Source organism: Pseudomonas sp. NUPR-002 (assembly GCF_056322725.1).
This window is the reverse complement of sequence record NZ_CM150476.1, coordinates 1,815,924-1,834,186: the sequence shown is the minus strand read 5'-3', so window position 1 is coordinate 1,834,186 and position 18,263 is coordinate 1,815,924. Positions and strand designations below refer to the sequence as shown.

Below are 18,263 nucleotides of genomic sequence, written 5' to 3'. Positions count from 1 at the left end.
AGTTTGTGTAGTAACGCGACCCGACTTCGGCATCGCGTACTACCTAGATAAGGACCCTCGTCTGCTTTTCAAGCGACACCAGAAAAATTTTTCAGGCCGCCTCGCTGACCGCTACTCCGATCAACTGCCCGACCCGATCGCAGTCGGTTTCACGGCGCAGCTCGGTAAATAACGCCACCGCTTCCGGGTAGGTGCGGGTCAGCATTGCCACCCATTGCTTCAGTCGCCCCGGCGCCTGACGCGGGGTCATCTGCGCCCGGGCCTGACCCCAGAAGTCTTGAATCAGCGGCAACAGGCTCTGCCAGTCCATCGGCACGAACTCAACGCCATCACGCTCAGCGGCAATCTGCCGAGCCAGGTCCGGGCGCGACACCAGACCACGACCGAGCATGATGTCCTCTACCCCACTGACTTCGCGGCAACGCCGCCAATCATCCAGGGTCCAGACTTCGCCGTTGGCGTACACCGGCACCTTGACCACATCCTGCACCTTGGCGACCCACTCCCAGTGAGCAGGCGGCTTGTAACCATCGACTTTGGTGCGCGCATGCACGACCAACTGCTCAGCCCCGCCCTCGGCCAGCGCCCGCGCGCAATCCAGGGCGCCATCCGGGCTGTCGAAGCCCAGACGCATCTTGGCGGTCACCGGAATATGCGCCGGGACAGCGCGGCGCACTTCACGCAGAATGGCATGCAGCAGTTCCGGCTCTTTGAGCAACACCGCCCCGCCGCGAGACTTATTCACAGTCTTGGCCGGGCAACCAAAGTTCAGATCAATCACCGGCGCGCCCAGCTCGCAGGCCAGCACGGCGTTTTCTGCCAGGCAAACAGGGTCAGACCCGAGCAACTGCACACGCAACGGCACCCCGGCAGCGGTTTGCGCACCCTGGCGCAGTTCAGGTGCCAGCTTGTCGAAGGTCGGAGCAGGCAACAGCCGGTCGCAGACGCGAATGAACTCAGTGACACACCAGTCGATACCGCCGACCTGAGTCAGTACGTCGCGAAGGATATCGTCGACCAGCCCCTCCATCGGGGCCAGGGCAATTTGCATGGCTTGCATCTCGGGCGAAAAAGGCCCGCAGTCTAGCAAAATCCGTGAGCTACAGCGCTCCGACCATCAGCGCCGGGCCATAGCCGTCTATGAACTCGCCCGGCATGCGCTTCGGCCGCCCTGTGGATAACTCGATGCAGACAAACGTGGTCTGCGCACGCAGCAAGGTCGTGCCATCGCTGGGGCGTACCAGCTGGAAGCGTCGGGTCATCTTCAGGCGCTGATCCCAATCGACGATCCAGGTTGCCAACTGCAATTCATCATCCTCATATGCTGCCGCCAGGTAATCGATCTCATGGCGGACCACCGCCATCGCCCGGTCCAGGCGCCGATATTCAGCCAGATCCAGCCCCAGACGCTGGGAATGGCGCCAGGCACAGCGTTCCAGCCAGGTCACGTAGACCGCATTGTTGGCGTGGCCGAGGCCATCGATATCGTCGGCTGCGACACGCAGATCGATGATGAACGGTGTTGCCAGATCCCAACTCATGCCCGCTCCAGGTCTGTGATGAACGGGCAGAGTGTAACGGAAGCTTAGGCGGATTGCCGCGTCGTAAAGACGTAGGACTGAGGCGGACTGCTAACTCGCGTTCCAACCAATCGCTTCATGCTCATAGATAGCCAGGAAACTATTCCCAAACCACTCGTCGCAACGCGCATTTTTTGTAAAACAAAGTAAACCTCTCAAATGATCGCCGCCAGAACAAATCACACAAAAAGCAGACCCTTCTTGATGAAACAAAGAGCAGCCCTACAAAAGAAAAATACAGAACTGACACAAAATAAAATCAAAGAGCACTCTTACAAAATAAAAAGAATCACCTGAGAGAATATAAAACACCACACCCAACCAAGATAAAAAAACAAAAATAAAAACCACACACCACCCACTTTGACACTGAACATTTAATGCATTAAACACTCACAAAAAAAAAAACGGTGAGTAATCCAAAGCATGAAAAAATCAACAAACAAAACAAGTCGCAGGCTCAAAACACTTGTACATATATTTTTCAAGGAACAAATCAGCGAACCCATCGCCATCCTCTGGACGATCGCCTCACCTTGTGCCTTCTTTTATTTTCTGACTTTTCTACGGAGCAACGGAGAAACCCTCACCACCGACTACACACTTGCTTCATCCTGGTTTTATGCCTACATAGCGTCAAGCACTGCCCTCTTCGGTTGCAGCTTTTATCTGATCGGCAGACGTGAAAGCGGATTCGTTCGCTCATTCATCTATCAGCGCTCATCAATTGCGCTGTATTTATGCGCACACATTATCGGATATTCGCTTATCGCCCTGTGCTACGGCACTGTATTCTATCTAGTGACACGCCCAGCGTTTGGAGCTTACTCGGCAGTAGAGTTAGCAACTCTGCTGCTCCGCTTTTTTATTTGCTACACCGTTTTCTCATCTATCGGGCTGCTGATTGCACTCTTGCCACTGAAGTTCTCGACCGCAAGTACGCTATTCTCGATTGCTTCTTTCATGATGCTATCGCTCAGCTACCTCGGCGCAACCTCAGGCAGTCCACTTGAAGGCTTCAACTCGTTCAACCCGCTGATAGTGGCGCAAGCACTTATCAATAATCCACCCAATCTCATCTTTATAGCGATAGGTGCAATAGTATTGCTGTTGGCCTGCAGCTGGATTCTCTACAAGTTTCTTCGCATTCAGCCTGTGTGGAGCCGCTACTAATGAACTTACTCAGCGTTCGCGAAATCAGCCATAGCTTTGGCAACAAAAACTTATTCAACAAGGCGTCCCTTGAGATCAAGCAAGGCACAATCACTGGCCTGCTAGGCCCCAACGGATCAGGCAAGACGACCTTTTTCGATATGCTTTGCGGTTTCCGAAGACCGCAATCCGGTACGGTGACGAACACGGCCAATACACAGCTTTACCTCTCGCAGACCTTATCGACACCGAGTTCACTTCGCATGAGTGAAGTCTTCAAGCTGTTGGCGGCGCTCACCTGCGCAAACCCGCCATCCGCTGCACAGGTCGCCGCCAAGTTGGCACAGTGGCCAGTCCAAATTGGCAATCGCTACCGGGAAATCAGCAAGAAAAAGCCTGCTGTTTGCAGCTACGGGGAAATACGATGTTTTTTCACTCTATCGCTGCTGCTGATACCTAGCGATCTGGTCATCCTCGATGAACCTACAGCAGGTGTCGATCCCGAATTCCGCTATTACATATGGCAATGCCTGCGCCAGGCTGCGAGCCAAGGCACCACCATACTGGTGTCTTCTCACTACATTGAGGAGTTGGCAAACCATTGTGATGTATTCCATTCGATCAGCAATGGCCAGTTCTTAACATTCACAGGCGGCGAGGACTACTTGAAAAGATACAACGCAACGTCACTCGATGAAGCGTTCATTAAGTCATTGACTCAGGACGCCGCCTTTTCCGTTAGCGCGGCGCCTTAGCCCTCAAGCCGATTGCTCCGCAGGTAACGTGCGACGCTCAAGCAGAGCCATGATGCCTTCAACTACCCGCGAATCAGCCAGCACACGCTGATGCCCGCCTTCAGGCAACAGCATCAACCGGCTATCGAACCAAGCATCGTGAATAACCTGCGCTTCACTGGCCGGTACCAACTGATCGTCTTCAGCGTGGACGATCAGGCCGGGCATTTCCAGTTGGTAGCCACTCACATCCAGGCGCGATACCTGTACACCAAGATCGCGCTCAATCTGGCGAATGAACGCTGCGCGCGAGCGGGTCGGCATGCCCAGACGCCGCGCAAAACCACGCAGCACGCCAATCAATCGCGCTGGCGCAGCAATACTCACTACAGCCTCTGCACGCAGGCCCCACTGCAAGGCCAACAGCACACTGGCGCCGCCCATGGAATGGCCAATCACCGCCTTCAAGGGGGGTAACTCGGCAGCGGCTTCCAGCAGCGCTCGCGCAAACAGCACGACATGTGCCTGATCGCCCGGCGAATGACCATGGGCAGGCCCTTCCAACGCGACGGCTGTATAGCCGGATTGCACCAGGGTATTGATCAGATGGGCGAACTGAGTCGGCCGCCCTTCCCAACCATGCATCAACAACACCGTAGGCCCTTGCCCCCAGCGCAACGCCGATAATCCGAAACGCAGGGTAATGCGCTCGGCGCTCGCCAGCAGTGGCAACTCCCACTCACGCGGCGGCAAATTACGCGGGGTCATGAAAGCGCGCCGCATCTTGCCGGCGATGTGCTCCGGCGCCAGGTGTCCGAGGGTACCGTTTACGCTACGAATCCAGCTCAAGGTATTCATCGCTTCGCTCCGGTGGATAGTGCGAGTCAGACAACCGCCGACTTGGCGGCACGCAGGATACGGTCAGACAACTCGTCAGTGCCCAAGGCGCGGGCCAGGGCCAGGCCACCGATCATCAAGGCCATGTCAGCCAGGACTTTATCGGCGTCTTCGGGGCTGTCGGCGAGGTTGGCCATCATCTGTTCAAGGTGGTCGGCCAGCACTTGGCGAAAGGCATCAGGAAGACGCGCCATCTCGCTCAAGGCGGTGGGCAATGGGCAGCCACGTTCGGTGGCGTCACGGTGCTTGCGTGACAGGTAGAACGCGGCAACCAGCGCCCGGCGCTCCTCACCTGTCATGTTCGGGTCTACTTCGGCCAACAAGGCGCGACGTTCAGAGAGCAGTTGGCTGAAGGCCTCCAGCATCAACGCGTCTTTGCTGTCGAAGTGCGCGTAGAAGCCACCGACGGTCAACCCGGCAGCCCCCATGACCTGATTGACACTGGGCTCGGCGGGGCCGTGCTGGATCAAGGCACTGCAGGCGGCATCGAGAATCCGTTCACGGGTTTTTGCTTTTTTGTCGTTCATGACTCGCCTCCGAATATTATGCTCGAAATATTATTCTCATAATATTTTTCTGCAAGCGCTTTCGTGTGCCGCTCGTCGCGCGGCAAACACTTGCAGTGGAGGGAAACTTTTTTCGAGGCAAAAACAAAAGGCTCATTCAATAATCGAATGAGCCTTGAAATCCCACAAAGTGGGTAAAATGGCGTCCCCTAGGGGACTCGAACCCCTGTTACCGCCGTGAAAGGGCGGTGTCCTAGGCCACTAGACGAAGGGGACTTGTAACCTTCGTGCAGATCCGTTTTCACGAATCCTGGCAAAATTGGTGGAGCTAAGCGGGATCGAACCGCTGACCTCCTGCATGCCATGCAGGCGCTCTCCCAGCTGAGCTATAGCCCCAGATTTCTAGCCTCGCGGCCCAGCGATGTCTTTCGATATCGCTTGTGTAAAACTGGCGTCCCCTAGGGGACTCGAACCCCTGTTACCGCCGTGAAAGGGCGGTGTCCTAGGCCACTAGACGAAGGGGACGAACCTTCTTACCTTAACAACCCGGCTGCTGGAACCTGGTTGACTCCGCAGTCAGTGTAGCTGACTACGAATCGGAATTTGGTGGAGCTAAGCGGGATCGAACCGCTGACCTCCTGCATGCCATGCAGGCGCTCTCCCAGCTGAGCTATAGCCCCACAATGTCGCTTTGAACTGAATCGCTTGGCTGGGTGCTTCGCGCTTCGTTTCGTTCATCGCTGTGGACGGGGCGCATATTAAGATCGGATTGCACACCTGTCAAATTTATTTTCGACTTTTTTTGAATTTTTTTTCCGAGATAACAAACACTTACCTTCGAATGCCCGGTTTTGCTGGGTAGCGGGCTGAAAAGCATCGCGGGGCAAGCCCGCTCCTACCGTCTGGTAGGAGCGGGCTTGCCCCGCGAAAACTATCAGGCGATGGTGCCCAACAGCTTCTCCCATTCCTTGTTTTCTTTCTTCGACACGCCACCGAGCAGATCAAGTGCCTGGCGCAAGCGGTAACGGGTCAGGTCCGGGCCAAGGATTTCCATGGCGTCGAGCACCGATACCGAGCTGGCTTGGCCACTGATGGCAGCGAACATCAGCGGCATGGCATCACGCAGCTTCAGTTCCAGCGCTTCGACCACCGCCTGGATGCAACCGGTGATGCGCTCTTTTTCCCACTGGCGCAGGCTTTCCAGCTTCCACAGGATCAGTTGCATGACCTGGCGCACCTGGTCGGCCGACAGCTTTTTGTGTTCGAACAGCTTGGCATCGAGCTTCAGCGCGCCTTCGAAGAAGAAGCCCCCCAGTGGGGCGATCTGGCTGAAGGTCTCTACCCTGCCCTGCACATGCGGGGCGATTTTCATCATGTAGTCGCTGTTGAACGCCCACTTCTGCACCCGTGCGGCGAATTCTTCCACCGGCAGGTCGCGCAGCCACTGGCCGTTGAGCCAGGACAGCTTCTCGATATCGAAAATCGGCCCACCCAGGGACACCCGCGACAGGTCGAAGTGTTCGACCATCTCGGCCAGGGAGAACTTCTCGCGCTCGTCCGGCATCGACCAGCCCATACGGCCCAGGTAGTTGAGCATGGCTTCCGGCATGAAGCCCATGCGCTCGTAGAAGGTCACCGAGGTCGGGTTCTTGCGCTTGGACAGCTTGCTCTTGTCCGGGTTACGCAGCAGCGGCATGTAGCACAGGGTTGGCTGTTCCCAACCGAAGTATTCGTACAGTTTGATCAGCTTGGGAGCCGACGGCAGCCATTCTTCGCCACGCAGCACATGGGTGATGCCCATCAAATGGTCATCGACGACGTTGGCCAGGAAGTAGGTCGGCAGGCCATCGGTCTTCATCAGTACCTGCATGTCCATGCGGTCCCACGGGATCTCGACATCGCCGCGCAGCAGGTCCGGTACCACGCAAACGCCTTCACTCGGCACTTTCATGCGGATGACATGCGGCTCACCGGCAGCCAGGCGACGCTGCACTTCTTCTGCCGACAGCAGCAAGGCACGGCCGTCGTAACGCGGGGTTTCGCCACGCGCCATTTGCTCGGCACGCATCTGGTCGAGCTCTTCGGCGGTGCAGAAGCACGGGAAGGCGTGACCCATGTCGACCAGTTGCTGAGCGTATTGCTTGTAGATGTCACCACGCTCGCTCTGCCGGTAAGGGCCATGCGGGCCGCCGACATCCGGGCCTTCGCTCCACTCGATACCCAACCAGCGCAGGGCGTCGAAAATCTGCTGTTCAGACTCACGAGTCGAACGCAGCTGGTCGGTATCTTCAATACGCAAGATGAATTCGCCGCCGTGCTGCTTGGCGAAGCAGTAGTTGAACAGGGCGATATAGGCGGTGCCGACGTGGGGATCGCCAGTAGGTGAAGGCGCGATACGCGTGCGAACGGTGGTCATGGAGAGTCTCGGACTAGAGATGAATCAAAGGCTGAATGTTAACAGGGAGCGGGCACCGGGCTCCAGCAATGGGCGCGATCGGCACTTGTGGTGCTGGATCCAAACACGGTTAAATTTGCTTACATTTTTGGAACGATGGTACACATGCCCGCTCAACTTAAACGCCGCCTGCTGGTTTTCCTGACCCTGGTTGTGCTGATCGCCCTCGCCTTTCTCGCTCACTGGTACTTCAAAGGACGCTTTTTCGAGAGTACTGACAACGCCTATGTCCAGGGCGAAATCACCCGGGTTTCCAGCCAACTGAGTGCACGCATCGATGAAGTGCTGGTGCAGGATAACCAGCATGTCAACAAAGGCGACCTGCTGGTCCGCCTGGAGCCGGACGATTTCCGCCTGGCCGTGGAACGCGCGCGTGCTGCCCTCGACACCCGCCAGGCCGAGCGCCTGCAAGCTGAAAGCCGCCTGACCCAACAATCCAGCCTGATTGCCGCCGGCCAGGCCCAGGTCGCCGCCAACCAGGCCACCCTCGGCCGCGCCGAACTTGACCTCAACCGCGCCCAGGCGCTGCGCAAACCCGGCTTTGTTTCCGAAGAACGGGTCACTACCCTGTCGGCAGAAAACAATGTCGCCCGCTCCCAGGTGAGCAAAGCCCAAGCCGACCTGCAAGGCCAGCGTCAGCAGGTCAATGCCCTGAGCGCCGAAATCAAGCGCCTGGACGCGCAGATCGTCAATGCCCGTGCCGACCTGGCCCAGGCCGAGTTGAACCTGACCCGCAGCGAAATCCATGCACCGATCAGCGGCATGATTGGCCAGCGCGCGGCACGCAATGGCCAGGTGGTACAAGCCGGCGCCTACCTGCTGTCGATCGTTCCGGACCAAGACATCTGGATCCAGGCCAACTTCAAGGAAACCCAGATTGGCCACATGCTGCCGGGACAGCAGGCCGAACTGGTTTTTGACAGTTACCCAGACGAACCGATCAGCGCCCGGGTCGACAGCCTGTTCGCCGCCTCAGGTGCCCAGTTCAGCCTGCTGCCACCGGACAACGCCACCGGCAACTTCACCAAGGTGGTGCAACGCATTCCGGTCAAGCTGACCTTCGCGGCCGACAACCCACTGCAAGGCCGAATCCGCCCGGGTATGTCCGTCACTGCCACCGTGGATATCCGGAATACAGCCGACAATGGCCGGTGATGCACTGATCCGTCCCGTCGGCGAACCGAGCCGACGCGACTGGATCGCGGTCATGAGTGTGATGCTCGGTGCGTTCATGGCGGTACTGGACATCCAGATCACCAACTCCTCGCTCAAAGATATCCAGGGCGCGCTGTCGGCCACCCTGGAAGAAGGCTCGTGGATCTCGACCTCTTACCTGGTCGCTGAGATCATCATGATCCCGCTCACCGCCTGGCTGGTGCAGCTGCTGTCGGCACGGCGCCTGGCGGTGTGGGTGTCACTGGGTTTTCTGGTCTCGTCGCTGCTGTGCTCGATGGCCTGGAACCTGGAGAGCATGATCATCTTTCGCGCCTTGCAGGGTTTTACCGGCGGTGCGCTGATTCCGCTGGCGTTTACCCTGACGCTGATCAAGCTGCCTGAGCACCACCGCGCCAAAGGCATGGCCATGTTTGCCATGACGGCTACTTTCGCGCCGTCCATCGGACCGACATTGGGCGGCTGGCTGACCGAAAACTGGGGTTGGGAGTACATCTTCTACATCAACATCCCACCCGGTCTGATCATGATCGGTGGCCTGATGTATGGCCTGGAAAAGAAAGAGGCGCACTGGGAGCTGCTGAAAAGCACCGATTACGTCGGCATCGTCACCCTCGGCGTGGGCCTGGGCTGCCTGCAGGTGTTCCTGGAAGAAGGTCACCGCAAAGACTGGCTGGAATCCGGGCTGATTGTCAGCCTTGGCAGTATCGCCCTGCTCAGCCTGATCACCTTTGTGATCGTGCAGTTCTCCAAACCCAACCCGCTGATCAACCTGCGCATCCTCGGCAACCGCAACTTCGGCCTGTCGAGCATCGCCAGCCTGGGAATGGGGGTTGGGTTATACGGATCGATCTACCTGCTACCGCTGTATCTGGCGCAAATCCAGAATTACAACGCCCTGCAGATTGGCGAAGTGATCATGTGGATGGGCGTGCCGCAGCTGTTTCTGATTCCGTTGGTGCCGCAACTGATGAAGGTGATTTCGCCGAAGATACTCTGCACCTTGGGCTTTGGCCTGTTCGGCCTGGCCAGCTTCGGCTCCGGGGTTCTCAACCCGGATTTCGCGGGCGAGCAGTTCAACCATATCCAGATCATTCGTGCACTGGGGCAGCCGATGATCATGGTCACCATCTCGTTGATCGCCACCAGCTACATCCTGCCGCAGGATGCCGGGTCGGCATCGAGCCTGTTCAACATTCTGCGCAACCTCGGCGGCGCCATCGGCATTGCCCTGCTGGCGACCCTGCTGGATGCGCGCGCCAAGGTGTATTTCGATTACCTGCGCGAATCGGTGGTACCGACCAACCCGCAAGTGGCAGAGCGCTTGGCGCAACTGGCGGAACGACTGGGCAGTGAAAGTGCGGCGCTGGGCAAACTCAGTGAGATTACCCACCAGCAGGCGATGATCATGGCCTACAACGACGCCTTCCATTTTGTCGGTATCGGTTTGGCGATCAGCATGCTGGCGGTGATGATGACGCGCAAATTGCCGCAAGGCCTGAAAGCGGGCGAAGCCCACTGAAATCAGCGGCGGTGGGAGCGGGCTTGTCCCGCGAAGCGATGTGACGGGCACACCGCAATCGCGGGGCAAGCCCGCTCCCACCGCCGTGCAACCTGCTCAGGCGGTGAGCATACGCTCGCGCAAGGCAGCAATTTCGTCGCGCATCTGCGCTGCCGCTTCGAACTCCAGGTCGCGGGCCAGCTGGTACATCTTCTCCTCCAGCAGCTTGATACGCTTGGCGATCTCGCCCGGGGAGCGCAATTCGGCTTCGTAGCGGGCACTCTCTTCCGCCGCCTTGGCCATGCCTTTGCGTTTCTTGCTACGCGAGCCCGGCACGTTGGCGCCTTCCATGATGTCGGTGATGTCTTTGACCACGCCCTTGGGCACGATGCCGTTGGCCAGGTTGAAGGCAATCTGCTTGTCACGGCGGCGCTCGGTTTCACCAATCGCCCGCTGCATGGAACCTGTCATGTTGTCGGCATACAGAATCGCCCGACCATTGAGGTTACGCGCAGCACGGCCGATGGTCTGGATCAGTGAGCGCTCGGAGCGCAGGAACCCCTCCTTGTCGGCATCGAGAATGGCCACCAGCGACACCTCAGGCATATCCAGGCCTTCACGCAGCAGGTTGATCCCCACCAGCACATCAAAGGTGCCCAGGCGCAGGTCGCGGATGATCTCGACGCGCTCCACGGTGTCGATGTCCGAGTGCAGGTAGCGCACCCGTACGTCGTGATCGGCGAGGTAATCGGTGAGGTCTTCGGCCATGCGCTTGGTCAGGGTGGTGACCAGCACGCGCTCTTCCACGGCCACGCGCTTGCGGATTTCCGACAGCAGGTCATCGACCTGTGTCGTGGCGGGGCGCACTTCAACCTGAGGGTCAACCAGGCCGGTTGGACGCACCACCTGCTCCACTACCCGCCCGGCATGCTCAGCCTCATACGGCCCGGGCGTTGCGGAGACAAAGATGGTCTGCGGGCTGACATTCTCCCACTCATCGAAACGCATCGGCCGGTTGTCCAGCGCCGACGGCAGGCGGAAACCGTATTCAACCAGGGTTTCCTTGCGCGAACGGTCACCTTTGTACATCGCCCCCACCTGGGGAACGCTGACGTGGGATTCGTCGATCACCAACAGGGAATCAGCCGGCAGGTAGTCGTAGAGGGTCGGCGGCGGCGCACCGGCTGGACGCCCGGAGAGGTAGCGCGAGTAGTTTTCGATGCCGTTGCAGTAACCCAGCTCAAGGATCATCTCCAGATCGAAACGGGTGCGCTGCTCCAGACGCTGGGCTTCGACCAGCTTGTTGGCCTTGTGCAGGTATTCCAGGCGCTGCTGCAGTTCTTCCTTGATGCCCTCCACCGCTTCGAGCAGGGTTTCCCGCGGCGTTACATAGTGGCTCTTGGGGTAGAAGGTGAAGCGCGGCAGTTTGCGGATCACCTCGCCGGTCAGCGGGTCGAAGGCGGCGATGTTCTCGACTTCATCGTCGAACAACTCGATGCGGATGGCTTCCAGGTCCGATTCGGCCGGGAAGATGTCAATAACGTCGCCGCGCACCCGAAAGGTGGCACGGGCAAAGTCCATTTCATTGCGGGTGTACTGCAGGTCGGCCAGGCGGCGCAGCAAAGCGCGCTGATCAAGCTTATCGCCACGGTCCACATGCAGGACCATCTTCAGGTAGGTTTCCGGGCTGCCCAGGCCATAAATGCAAGACACCGTGGTAACGATGATGGCGTCCCGACGCTCCAGCAAAGCCTTGGTCGCCGACAAGCGCATTTGCTCGATGTGGTCGTTGATCGAGGCATCTTTCTCGATAAAGGTATCGGACGACGGCACATAGGCTTCGGGCTGGTAATAATCGTAGTAAGAGACGAAATACTCCACAGCGTTATTGGGGAAAAACGCCTTGAACTCACCGTACAACTGCGCTGCCAGGGTTTTGTTCGGCGCCAGCACCAGGGTCGGGCGCTGCACCTGGGCGATGACATTGGCGATGCTGAAGGTTTTGCCCGAGCCGGTCACCCCGAGCAGGGTCTGGTGCGCCAGGCCTGCCTCGATCCCTTCGACCATCAGGCGAATGGCCTCGGGCTGATCGCCGGCCGGCTGGAAACGGGTGACGAGCTGGAACTCGGACATGACAAACCTCTGTGTTATCGCGACACGTTTGTCGCTGATGCGGGCAACTGTATTTATAGACAGTAGTTATACCGAAATAGTGGTCTGCTGCGCCACTTTCAACTCAGTGTTGTGGCCAATTTTGCCTAACGACCGGTCAATTCGACTAACGGTCGAAAAATATTCGGTGAAACAGCAGGAAAAGCTGCTTCAGGCTGTCGCCGTGACCGATGGGTATCACTATACTGACTCCCCGTTTGTGCACCGCTCTAGTGCATCCGACTGGAGCGTGCGACCCCTATCACTCTCCATTCAGAGCCAAGGTAATAATGAGCCTGTTTTCCGCTGTCGAGCTGGCACCACGCGATCCCATTCTGGGCCTCAACGAAGCTTTCAACGCCGATACCCGTAGCAACAAAGTCAACTTGGGCGTAGGTGTTTACTGCAACGAAGAAGGGCGTATCCCACTGCTGCGCGCAGTGATCGAAGCCGAAACCCAGCGCGCTGCCCAGCACGCTTCCCGCGGTTACCTGCCGATCGACGGCATCGCCGCCTACGACCAGGCCGTGCAAAAGCTGCTGTTCGGCGCCGAGTCCCCGCTGCTGGCGGCTGGCCGGGTCATCACCACCCAGGCCGTTGGCGGCACGGGTGCCCTGAAAATCGGCGCTGACTTCCTCAAGCAGATTTCCCCAGACGCCGTCGTGGCGATCAGCGATCCAAGCTGGGAAAACCACCGCGCACTGTTTGAAACTGCTGGTTTCCCGGTACAGAACTACCGCTACTACGACGCCGCCACCAACGACGTCAACCGCAGCGGCATGCTCGAAGACCTCAACGCCCTGCCAGCCGGCTCGATCATCGTGCTGCACGCCTGCTGCCACAACCCGACTGGCGTCGACCTGAGCCTGGACGACTGGAAAAACGTCCTGGAAGTGGTCAAGGCCAAAGGCCACGTGCCATTCCTCGACATGGCTTACCAGGGCTTTGGCGACGGCATCTATGAAGACGCCTTCGCTGTGCGCCTGTTCGCTGAATCGGGCCTGAACTTCTTCGTCTCCAGCTCGTTCTCGAAATCCTTCTCGCTGTACGGCGAGCGCGTGGGTGCGCTGTCGATCATCACCGAGTCCAAGGAAGAAAGCGCTCGCGTACTGTCGCAGGTCAAGCGTGTAATCCGTACCAACTACTCAAACCCGCCAACCCACGGTGCCAGCATTGTTGCTGCCGTGCTCAACAGCCCAGAGCTGCGTGCGATGTGGGAAGCAGAGCTGGGCGAGATGCGTCAGCGCATCCACGGCATGCGTAAGCAAATGGTCGAACTGCTGGCTGAATACGGTGCCCAGCGCGACTTCAGCTTCGTCGGTCGCCAGCGCGGCATGTTCTCCTACTCGGGCCTGAGCGTTGAGCAAGTGGCACGCCTGAAGAACGAGTTCGGCATTTATGCCTTGGACACCGGTCGTATCTGCGTGGCTACCTTGAATCAAAGCAACATCCATGTGGTGACCAAGGCTATCGTCGCGGTCCTGTAACTGACTTTTTGCCAAGGGGAGGCTTGACTTCCCCTTAGCAATCAGTAAGATACGCCACAGATTCCGCGATAGCTCAGTCGGTAGAGCAAATGACTGTTAATCATTGGGTCCCAGGTTCGAGTCCTGGTCGCGGAGCCAAATACCTGAAAAACCTCCAGTTGCGCTAAGCACTGGAGGTTTTTTCGTTTCCGCCCCTGCACTTTCCCCTGCCCTGCAGTCGGCCAGGGAAAAGCGAGGTCGCCAATCAGCTGCGGCCAATGGGGTAGAACGTACCGCCGCTCCAAACTCCCAGCCACTGCTCACCATCGATGTGCTGCGGCACAGCCAGTTCAACCAACTGATAAAACACGTTGCGATGAATCAGCGCTTCCAGGTTGTCACGCACGTGCACGTAGGGCGATGGCTCCTGGGTCTGCGGATCAATCTCGAAGCGCAACGGATGCTCGGGGCCGGCCTCGACCTGATCGTCTACGTTAGTGGTAAAGCGCAGCACCTGCTGCTCACCGGCACCTTGCACCTCCAGGGTCACCGCCACGAACGGCGCGTCATCAACCTTGATGCCCACCTTCTCCACAGGCGTGACCAGAAAGTAATCATCACCGTCCCGGCGCATGATGGTGGAAAACAGCCGAACCATCGGCTTGCGCCCGATTGGCGTGCCCAGGTAATACCAGGTGCCGTCGCGGGCGATACGCATGTCGATATCGCCACAGAAGTCCGGGTTCCACAGATGCACCGGTGGCAGCCCCTTTTCAGATTTAGGAATCTGCGCCAGTAGGTCAATGGCCTTACCGGTATCTGTCATCACCCTCTCCTCAACGGCTCATGCCCAAAAGGCTACGAGCGTAATCCTCAAGCGGCGGGCCAAGCAAATCTTCCGGCCTGTTGTCATGGAACGTCAGCAAGCCGCCGCGGGTATTGATCCGTGCGGTGTCGATCAGGTAGCGCGTATTGGTTTCAACCAGCATCAACTGGACCACGCCGGTATCGACACCCAAGCGATCGACCGCCTGCTCGTCATACCATTCGTCACCATTGCCAATACGGTCATCGGTGCGCGCGAAGCGGGCATACAGCAGGTAATGAGCCCCTACCCCACGCGCCTCCACCAGCGCCTGCTCCAGCCCCAGCGGACCCTGTGCACGACGCACCATCGGGAAATATTCGATGAAGCCTTTGAACGCCTCTTCAGCCACCACATTGGGCCGCGGGTACGGGCCCTTGCCCGGCGGAACGAAGACACCTTGGCCGATATAGATGAATGAATCCGGTTGCAGGCGTACCGACAGCGAACGCCGGGTATCGCTGTGATCAAGCAGACCGGCATCACTCATGTGATAGCGCACGCCCTCGCCCATATCACTGACATTCATACAGCCACCCAGCGCCGTCAGCGCCAGCAGCAAAACCAGGCTACGCATCTATCCTCCAATGGCCGGTGACGGAAAACCGGCGAATGGCTGACAGATGCAGCTTTTGCGCCAGTCTTAGCCGCCGATGATCTTCATCACCGTAGCACCACCGGAAAAGGCCACCGGCTGCTTGTCGCCCAAGGCTTTGACCAGCAGTCCTTGCAAGGCTGGCAACGCCTGATGGCGCGGCTTGTCGAGCAGGTCGCCGATAAAGTGACGGTTAGTCGATGAAAGACAGCCATGCAGCCAGCCAGTAGAAGACAGGCGCAGGCGCGAACAGGTGCGGCAGAAGGGTACGCTTTCGTTGGCAATCACCCCGAAATACCCCTGCCCAGGGATCTGATAGCGCAGCGCAGTTGCATCCACCGGAGCATTGGCCTGCAAATACTCGTAACGCTCGCCGATCAGCTGCAGCAAGTGCTCAAGACTGACGAACTGCTGCAGGAAGGCATTGCTATCACGCGCCAGATGCCCCATGCGCATCAACTCAATGAAGCGCAGCTCAAAACCACGCGCCAGGCAGTATTCCAGCAACGGCAACACCTGATCGAAGTTCTGCCCACGCAGGGGCACCATATTGACCTTGATCTTCATCCCGGCAGCGCTGGCCTGCTCCATACCTTCAAGCACGGTAGCCAGGTCGCCACCCCGGGCAATGCGGCGAAAGGCATCGGCATCGAGGGTATCGAGGGAGACATTGAGTCGGCGGATGCCTGCCTCGCGCAGCAACGGCAGCTTGCGAGCCAATAGCTGACCATTGGTGGTCAGGCTGATTTCGTCCAACCCCAGCCCGGCAACGGATGTCAGAAAGGTTTCAAGCTTGGGGCTGACCAGCGGCTCACCGCCGGTCACGCGCAACCGCTCGATACCCGCCGCTTCGATCAGATAGGCCACGCCACGCGCCATGGCCTCGGCACTGAGCTCATCCTGGGCCGCCACCAGGCGCTTGCCGTCCGGTACGCAATAGGTGCAGGCATAGTTGCACGCAGCGGTAAGGCTGACGCGCAAGTTGCGAAAACGCCTGCCTTGGCGGTCGACGATCATGGGTGACTCCAGGATAGATGAATCGGGCCTGCAAAACCTGACTCAAAAATCAGGTTTTTGCAAGCCTCTTCCATCAGTATAGGCCTCAGGCCTTATCGCAGGAGGGTTGGCGCCCAACAGAGCCGGTCAGTTGCCGGCCACATCCGGGTCGCGCTTGCGCTTGTTGCCCATGCGCACGCCGATGTCCATCAGGAACTGGAAGAAGCCCTCCTGGTCTTCCAGCACGTTGCTCCAGAACGGCGAGTGGTACAGCGCCACGGCGCCATGTACCAGCGCCCAGGCAGCGCAGTAATGGAAGTACGGCGGCACGTCTTCAAGCTTGCCTTCGCTGATGCGGCCTTTGATCAACAAAGTCAGGCGGTCGAAGTTGGAGGCACGGATCTTGTGCAACTCCTCGACCATTTCCGGTACCTGGTTGCCCTTGACCACCTTTTCTTCGAGGCGATCGAACAAGCGGTAGCGCTGCGGATCGCGCATGCGGAATTCGAAGTAGGCACGCGACAGGGCTTCCTTGTCGCGGTCAACATCGGCAGAGTGCAACAGTTCGTTCAAATCGCGCTCGTAGTCGAGCATCAGGCGCAGGTAGATCTCCGCCTTGGATTTGAAATGCTTGTAGATCGTGCCTTTGCCGATACCCACTGCATCAGCGATCATCTCGACGGTGACGCTGTCTTCACCCTGTTCGAGAAACAGCTTGAGTGCGGTATCGAGAATTTCTTGCTCACGGCGACGAAACTCACGGACCTTACGAGGTTCTTTCTGCATAAGAAGGACTGGATCGAAATCGAAGCCGGTTATTATGCCTAACTTGCGCCAAAATGCACGGATCATCCGACCATGTCTATGTTTCTTGATGAGTTTGAACAGGCTCCAGGCCTTCGCTACTTGAACCATGCTGCCGTCGCACCGTGGCCGAAACGGGCCAGTCTGGCGGTCGCACGCTTTGCCGACGAAAACGTTTGGCTCGGCGCCCGGGACTATCCGTCCTGGATGAGCATGGAGCAGCGTCTGCGCGAGCGCCTGATGCGCCTGACCAACGCGCCTTCGACCGATGACATCGCCCTGGTCAAAAATACCTCCGAGGCACTTTCGTTCGTCGCCTTCGGACTGCCTTGGCAAGCCGGGGATCAGATCGTCATCAGTGATGAGGAATTCCCTTCCAACCGTATCGTCTGGGAAGCCTTGGCCGATCAGGGCGTAGAAGTGCTGCAGGTGAGCCTCAAGGGCCAGGATCCGGAGGCCGACCTGCTGGCCGCTTGCGGGCCACGCGTTCGCCTGCTGGCCATCAGTGCCGTGCAGTTTGCCAGCGGCTTGCGCCTGGATCTGGCGCGCCTTGGCCAAGGCTGTCGCGAACGCGATGTGCTGTTCTGCATCGACGCCATTCAACAACTGGGCGCCCTGCCCTTCGACGTGCAAGCCTACCAATGCGACTTCGCTATGGCCGATGGTCACAAGTGGATGCTCGGCCCTGAAGGCCTGGGGGTGTTCTATTGCCGTGCCGAAGTTCGCCCGCGCCTGAAGCTCAGCGAGTACGGCTGGCACATGCTTGAACACATGGGCGACTACACCCGCACCACCTGGGAACCGGCAAACAGCGCGCGGCGCTTTGAGTGCGGCAGCCCGAACATGCTCGGCGCCGCCGCGCTGGACGCCAGCCTGTCGCTGCTTGAAGAGGTGGGCATGACGCAGGTGGCTGCGCTTCTGGCAGAGCGCGTAGGCTGGCTGTATGACGGACTGGCGGCCATTCCCGGGGTTCGCCTGCATAGCCCGGAAGATCCGCAGCGCCGCTCCGGCATCGTCTCGTTCAGCATTGCCGGGCTGGATAACAACAACGTCCATCAACGCTTGAAAGGCGAACAGGTGGTTTGCATCACCCGTGGGCCTGGAGTGCGATTTTCGCCGCATTTCTACACGCCCAAGCTGATAATCGACGAAACCTTGGCATTGGTACGGCGGATCGCAGAGCGATGAGTGCTCAGCAGCCGCAGCCGTATTCCAAATCTGTTTAAAAAACGACCAGCAAGCGCTGGCAGCGCGCCAATCCTGACCAATACTTCAGGTGTTGGCGCGGCGCATCCCCCCAAGTGGCGCGCCGATAAAGGTGCCCAGGGACCGCGTACCTTTGTTTTACTCCTAATGGTCTTAACCCGGATTCACCCCCCAGAACCCGG

The 18,263-nt window shown here is 58.6% G+C and carries 16 protein-coding genes and 5 tRNA genes; 7 read left to right on the top strand and 14 right to left on the bottom strand.

The annotated features are described in order from the left end of the window. Positions 1–91: 91 nt before the first annotated feature. Both ACVWSC_RS08575 and ACVWSC_RS08570 read right to left on the bottom strand, forming a co-directional pair. The gene (locus ACVWSC_RS08575; protein ID WP_442113216.1) at positions 92–1,051 is read right to left on the bottom strand and encodes a tRNA dihydrouridine synthase; all 960 of its coding nucleotides are present in this window, start codon (positions 1,049–1,051) and stop codon (positions 92–94) included. A 49-nt stretch (positions 1,052–1,100) separates the two neighbouring features. Next, positions 1,101–1,541 carry an acyl-CoA thioesterase gene (locus tag ACVWSC_RS08570; protein ID WP_442113214.1) on the bottom strand — a complete coding sequence of 147 codons (441 nt, stop codon included), beginning with the start codon at positions 1,539–1,541 and terminating at the stop codon, positions 1,101–1,103. 465 nt (positions 1,542–2,006) lie between these two features. Here ACVWSC_RS08570 and ACVWSC_RS08565 point away from each other — a divergent pair, with 465 nt between their 5' ends. Both ACVWSC_RS08565 and ACVWSC_RS08560 read left to right on the top strand, forming a co-directional pair. Beyond that, a complete protein-coding gene (locus ACVWSC_RS08565; protein WP_442113212.1) occupies positions 2,007–2,753 on the top strand; it encodes an ABC transporter permease in 747 nt (248 codons plus the stop codon). Continuing rightward, a complete protein-coding gene (locus tag ACVWSC_RS08560) occupies positions 2,753–3,487 on the top strand; it encodes an ATP-binding cassette domain-containing protein (RefSeq protein WP_442113210.1) in 735 nt (244 codons plus the stop codon). Before ACVWSC_RS08565 ends, ACVWSC_RS08560 begins: the two co-directional genes overlap by 1 nt. Positions 3,488–3,490: 3 nt before the next feature. Here the strand turns inward: ACVWSC_RS08560 and ACVWSC_RS08555 are convergent, their stop codons facing one another. From ACVWSC_RS08555 to gltX, 7 genes are all read right to left on the bottom strand, one after another. Next, positions 3,491–4,324 (bottom strand): alpha/beta fold hydrolase, encoded by an 834-nt coding sequence (locus ACVWSC_RS08555; protein ID WP_442113208.1) that lies wholly within the window; start codon positions 4,322–4,324, stop codon positions 3,491–3,493. Positions 4,325–4,350: 26 nt separating this feature from the next. After that, complete coding sequence (locus ACVWSC_RS08550) at positions 4,351–4,890, bottom strand: TetR/AcrR family transcriptional regulator (RefSeq protein WP_442113206.1); 540 nt, start codon at positions 4,888–4,890, stop codon at positions 4,351–4,353. 179 nt (positions 4,891–5,069) lie between these two features. Next, positions 5,070–5,145 (bottom strand) — tRNA-Glu (locus ACVWSC_RS08545). Between the two features lie 44 nt (positions 5,146–5,189). Then, a tRNA-Ala gene (locus tag ACVWSC_RS08540) sits at positions 5,190–5,265 on the bottom strand. 53 nt (positions 5,266–5,318) lie between these two features. Then, a tRNA-Glu gene (locus ACVWSC_RS08535) sits at positions 5,319–5,394 on the bottom strand. 79 nt (positions 5,395–5,473) lie between these two features. Next, positions 5,474–5,549: transfer RNA gene (locus ACVWSC_RS08530), tRNA-Ala, on the bottom strand. Between the two features lie 254 nt (positions 5,550–5,803). Next, positions 5,804–7,285: a glutamate--tRNA ligase gene (gltX, locus tag ACVWSC_RS08525; RefSeq protein ID WP_442113204.1), complete on the bottom strand. Its 1,482-nt coding sequence runs from the start codon at positions 7,283–7,285 to the stop codon at positions 5,804–5,806. A 144-nt stretch (positions 7,286–7,429) separates the two neighbouring features. Here gltX and ACVWSC_RS08520 point away from each other — a divergent pair, with 144 nt between their 5' ends. Beyond that, positions 7,430–8,479: an HlyD family secretion protein gene (locus ACVWSC_RS08520; protein WP_442113202.1), complete on the top strand. Its 1,050-nt coding sequence runs from the start codon at positions 7,430–7,432 to the stop codon at positions 8,477–8,479. Then, a complete protein-coding gene (locus ACVWSC_RS08515) occupies positions 8,469–10,019 on the top strand; it encodes a DHA2 family efflux MFS transporter permease subunit (RefSeq protein WP_442113200.1) in 1,551 nt (516 codons plus the stop codon). Before ACVWSC_RS08520 ends, ACVWSC_RS08515 begins: the two co-directional genes overlap by 11 nt. A gap of 96 nt (positions 10,020–10,115) precedes the next feature. Here the strand turns inward: ACVWSC_RS08515 and uvrB are convergent, their stop codons facing one another. Continuing rightward, positions 10,116–12,131 carry an excinuclease ABC subunit UvrB gene (uvrB, locus tag ACVWSC_RS08510; RefSeq protein WP_442113198.1) on the bottom strand — a complete coding sequence of 672 codons (2,016 nt, stop codon included), beginning with the start codon at positions 12,129–12,131 and terminating at the stop codon, positions 10,116–10,118. A 308-nt stretch (positions 12,132–12,439) separates the two neighbouring features. On the opposite strand from uvrB, the gene ACVWSC_RS08505 reads away from it, so the two are divergent. Both ACVWSC_RS08505 and ACVWSC_RS08500 read left to right on the top strand, forming a co-directional pair. Beyond that, positions 12,440–13,636 (top strand): amino acid aminotransferase, encoded by a 1,197-nt coding sequence (locus ACVWSC_RS08505; protein WP_442113196.1) that lies wholly within the window; start codon positions 12,440–12,442, stop codon positions 13,634–13,636. Between the two features lie 62 nt (positions 13,637–13,698). Beyond that, positions 13,699–13,774 (top strand) — tRNA-Asn (locus tag ACVWSC_RS08500). Between the two features lie 106 nt (positions 13,775–13,880). On the opposite strand, the gene ACVWSC_RS08495 is transcribed toward ACVWSC_RS08500, so the two are convergent. The 4 genes from ACVWSC_RS08495 to ACVWSC_RS08480 form a co-directional block, all read right to left on the bottom strand. Continuing rightward, on the bottom strand, positions 13,881–14,441 hold the full coding sequence (locus tag ACVWSC_RS08495; RefSeq protein ID WP_442113194.1) for a DUF1285 domain-containing protein: 561 nt from the start codon (positions 14,439–14,441) through the stop codon (positions 13,881–13,883). 10 nt (positions 14,442–14,451) lie between these two features. Further along, positions 14,452–15,057 (bottom strand): DUF4823 domain-containing protein, encoded by a 606-nt coding sequence (locus ACVWSC_RS08490; protein ID WP_442113192.1) that lies wholly within the window; start codon positions 15,055–15,057, stop codon positions 14,452–14,454. Between the two features lie 66 nt (positions 15,058–15,123). Beyond that, positions 15,124–16,092: a GTP 3',8-cyclase MoaA gene (locus tag ACVWSC_RS08485; RefSeq protein ID WP_442113190.1), complete on the bottom strand. Its 969-nt coding sequence runs from the start codon at positions 16,090–16,092 to the stop codon at positions 15,124–15,126. Positions 16,093–16,218: 126 nt separating this feature from the next. After that, positions 16,219–16,857, bottom strand: a complete 639-nt coding sequence (locus ACVWSC_RS08480) for a TetR/AcrR family transcriptional regulator (protein WP_133210931.1) — start codon at positions 16,855–16,857, stop codon at positions 16,219–16,221. A 72-nt stretch (positions 16,858–16,929) separates the two neighbouring features. Here ACVWSC_RS08480 and ACVWSC_RS08475 point away from each other — a divergent pair, with 72 nt between their 5' ends. Then, positions 16,930–18,063: an aminotransferase class V-fold PLP-dependent enzyme gene (locus tag ACVWSC_RS08475; protein WP_442113187.1), complete on the top strand. Its 1,134-nt coding sequence runs from the start codon at positions 16,930–16,932 to the stop codon at positions 18,061–18,063. Positions 18,064–18,263: the final 200 nt, after the last annotated feature.

Excerpts from the sequence above, each read along its gene's own strand:
- uvrB (WP_442113198.1), bottom strand. The coding sequence starts at position 12,131 with ATGTCCGAGTTCCAGCTCGTCACCCGTTTCCAGCCGGCCGGCGATCAG.
- ACVWSC_RS08475 (WP_442113187.1), top strand. The coding sequence starts at position 16,930 with ATGTCTATGTTTCTTGATGAGTTTGAACAGGCTCCAGGCCTTCGCTAC.
- ACVWSC_RS08485 (WP_442113190.1), bottom strand. The coding sequence starts at position 16,092 with ATGATCGTCGACCGCCAAGGCAGGCGTTTTCGCAACTTGCGCGTCAGC.
- ACVWSC_RS08565 (WP_442113212.1), top strand. The coding sequence starts at position 2,007 with ATGAAAAAATCAACAAACAAAACAAGTCGCAGGCTCAAAACACTTGTA.
- ACVWSC_RS08575 (WP_442113216.1), bottom strand. The coding sequence starts at position 1,051 with ATGCAAATTGCCCTGGCCCCGATGGAGGGGCTGGTCGACGATATCCTT.
- ACVWSC_RS08515 (WP_442113200.1), top strand. The coding sequence starts at position 8,469 with ATGGCCGGTGATGCACTGATCCGTCCCGTCGGCGAACCGAGCCGACGC.
- ACVWSC_RS08555 (WP_442113208.1), bottom strand. The coding sequence starts at position 4,324 with ATGAATACCTTGAGCTGGATTCGTAGCGTAAACGGTACCCTCGGACAC.
- ACVWSC_RS08560 (WP_442113210.1), top strand. The coding sequence starts at position 2,753 with ATGAACTTACTCAGCGTTCGCGAAATCAGCCATAGCTTTGGCAACAAA.
- ACVWSC_RS08550 (WP_442113206.1), bottom strand. The coding sequence starts at position 4,890 with ATGAACGACAAAAAAGCAAAAACCCGTGAACGGATTCTCGATGCCGCC.
- gltX (WP_442113204.1), bottom strand. The coding sequence starts at position 7,285 with ATGACCACCGTTCGCACGCGTATCGCGCCTTCACCTACTGGCGATCCC.
- ACVWSC_RS08570 (WP_442113214.1), bottom strand. The coding sequence starts at position 1,541 with ATGAGTTGGGATCTGGCAACACCGTTCATCATCGATCTGCGTGTCGCA.
- ACVWSC_RS08495 (WP_442113194.1), bottom strand. The coding sequence starts at position 14,441 with ATGACAGATACCGGTAAGGCCATTGACCTACTGGCGCAGATTCCTAAA.
- ACVWSC_RS08490 (WP_442113192.1), bottom strand. The coding sequence starts at position 15,057 with ATGCGTAGCCTGGTTTTGCTGCTGGCGCTGACGGCGCTGGGTGGCTGT.
- ACVWSC_RS08520 (WP_442113202.1), top strand. The coding sequence starts at position 7,430 with ATGCCCGCTCAACTTAAACGCCGCCTGCTGGTTTTCCTGACCCTGGTT.
- ACVWSC_RS08480 (WP_133210931.1), bottom strand. The coding sequence starts at position 16,857 with ATGCAGAAAGAACCTCGTAAGGTCCGTGAGTTTCGTCGCCGTGAGCAA.
- ACVWSC_RS08505 (WP_442113196.1), top strand. The coding sequence starts at position 12,440 with ATGAGCCTGTTTTCCGCTGTCGAGCTGGCACCACGCGATCCCATTCTG.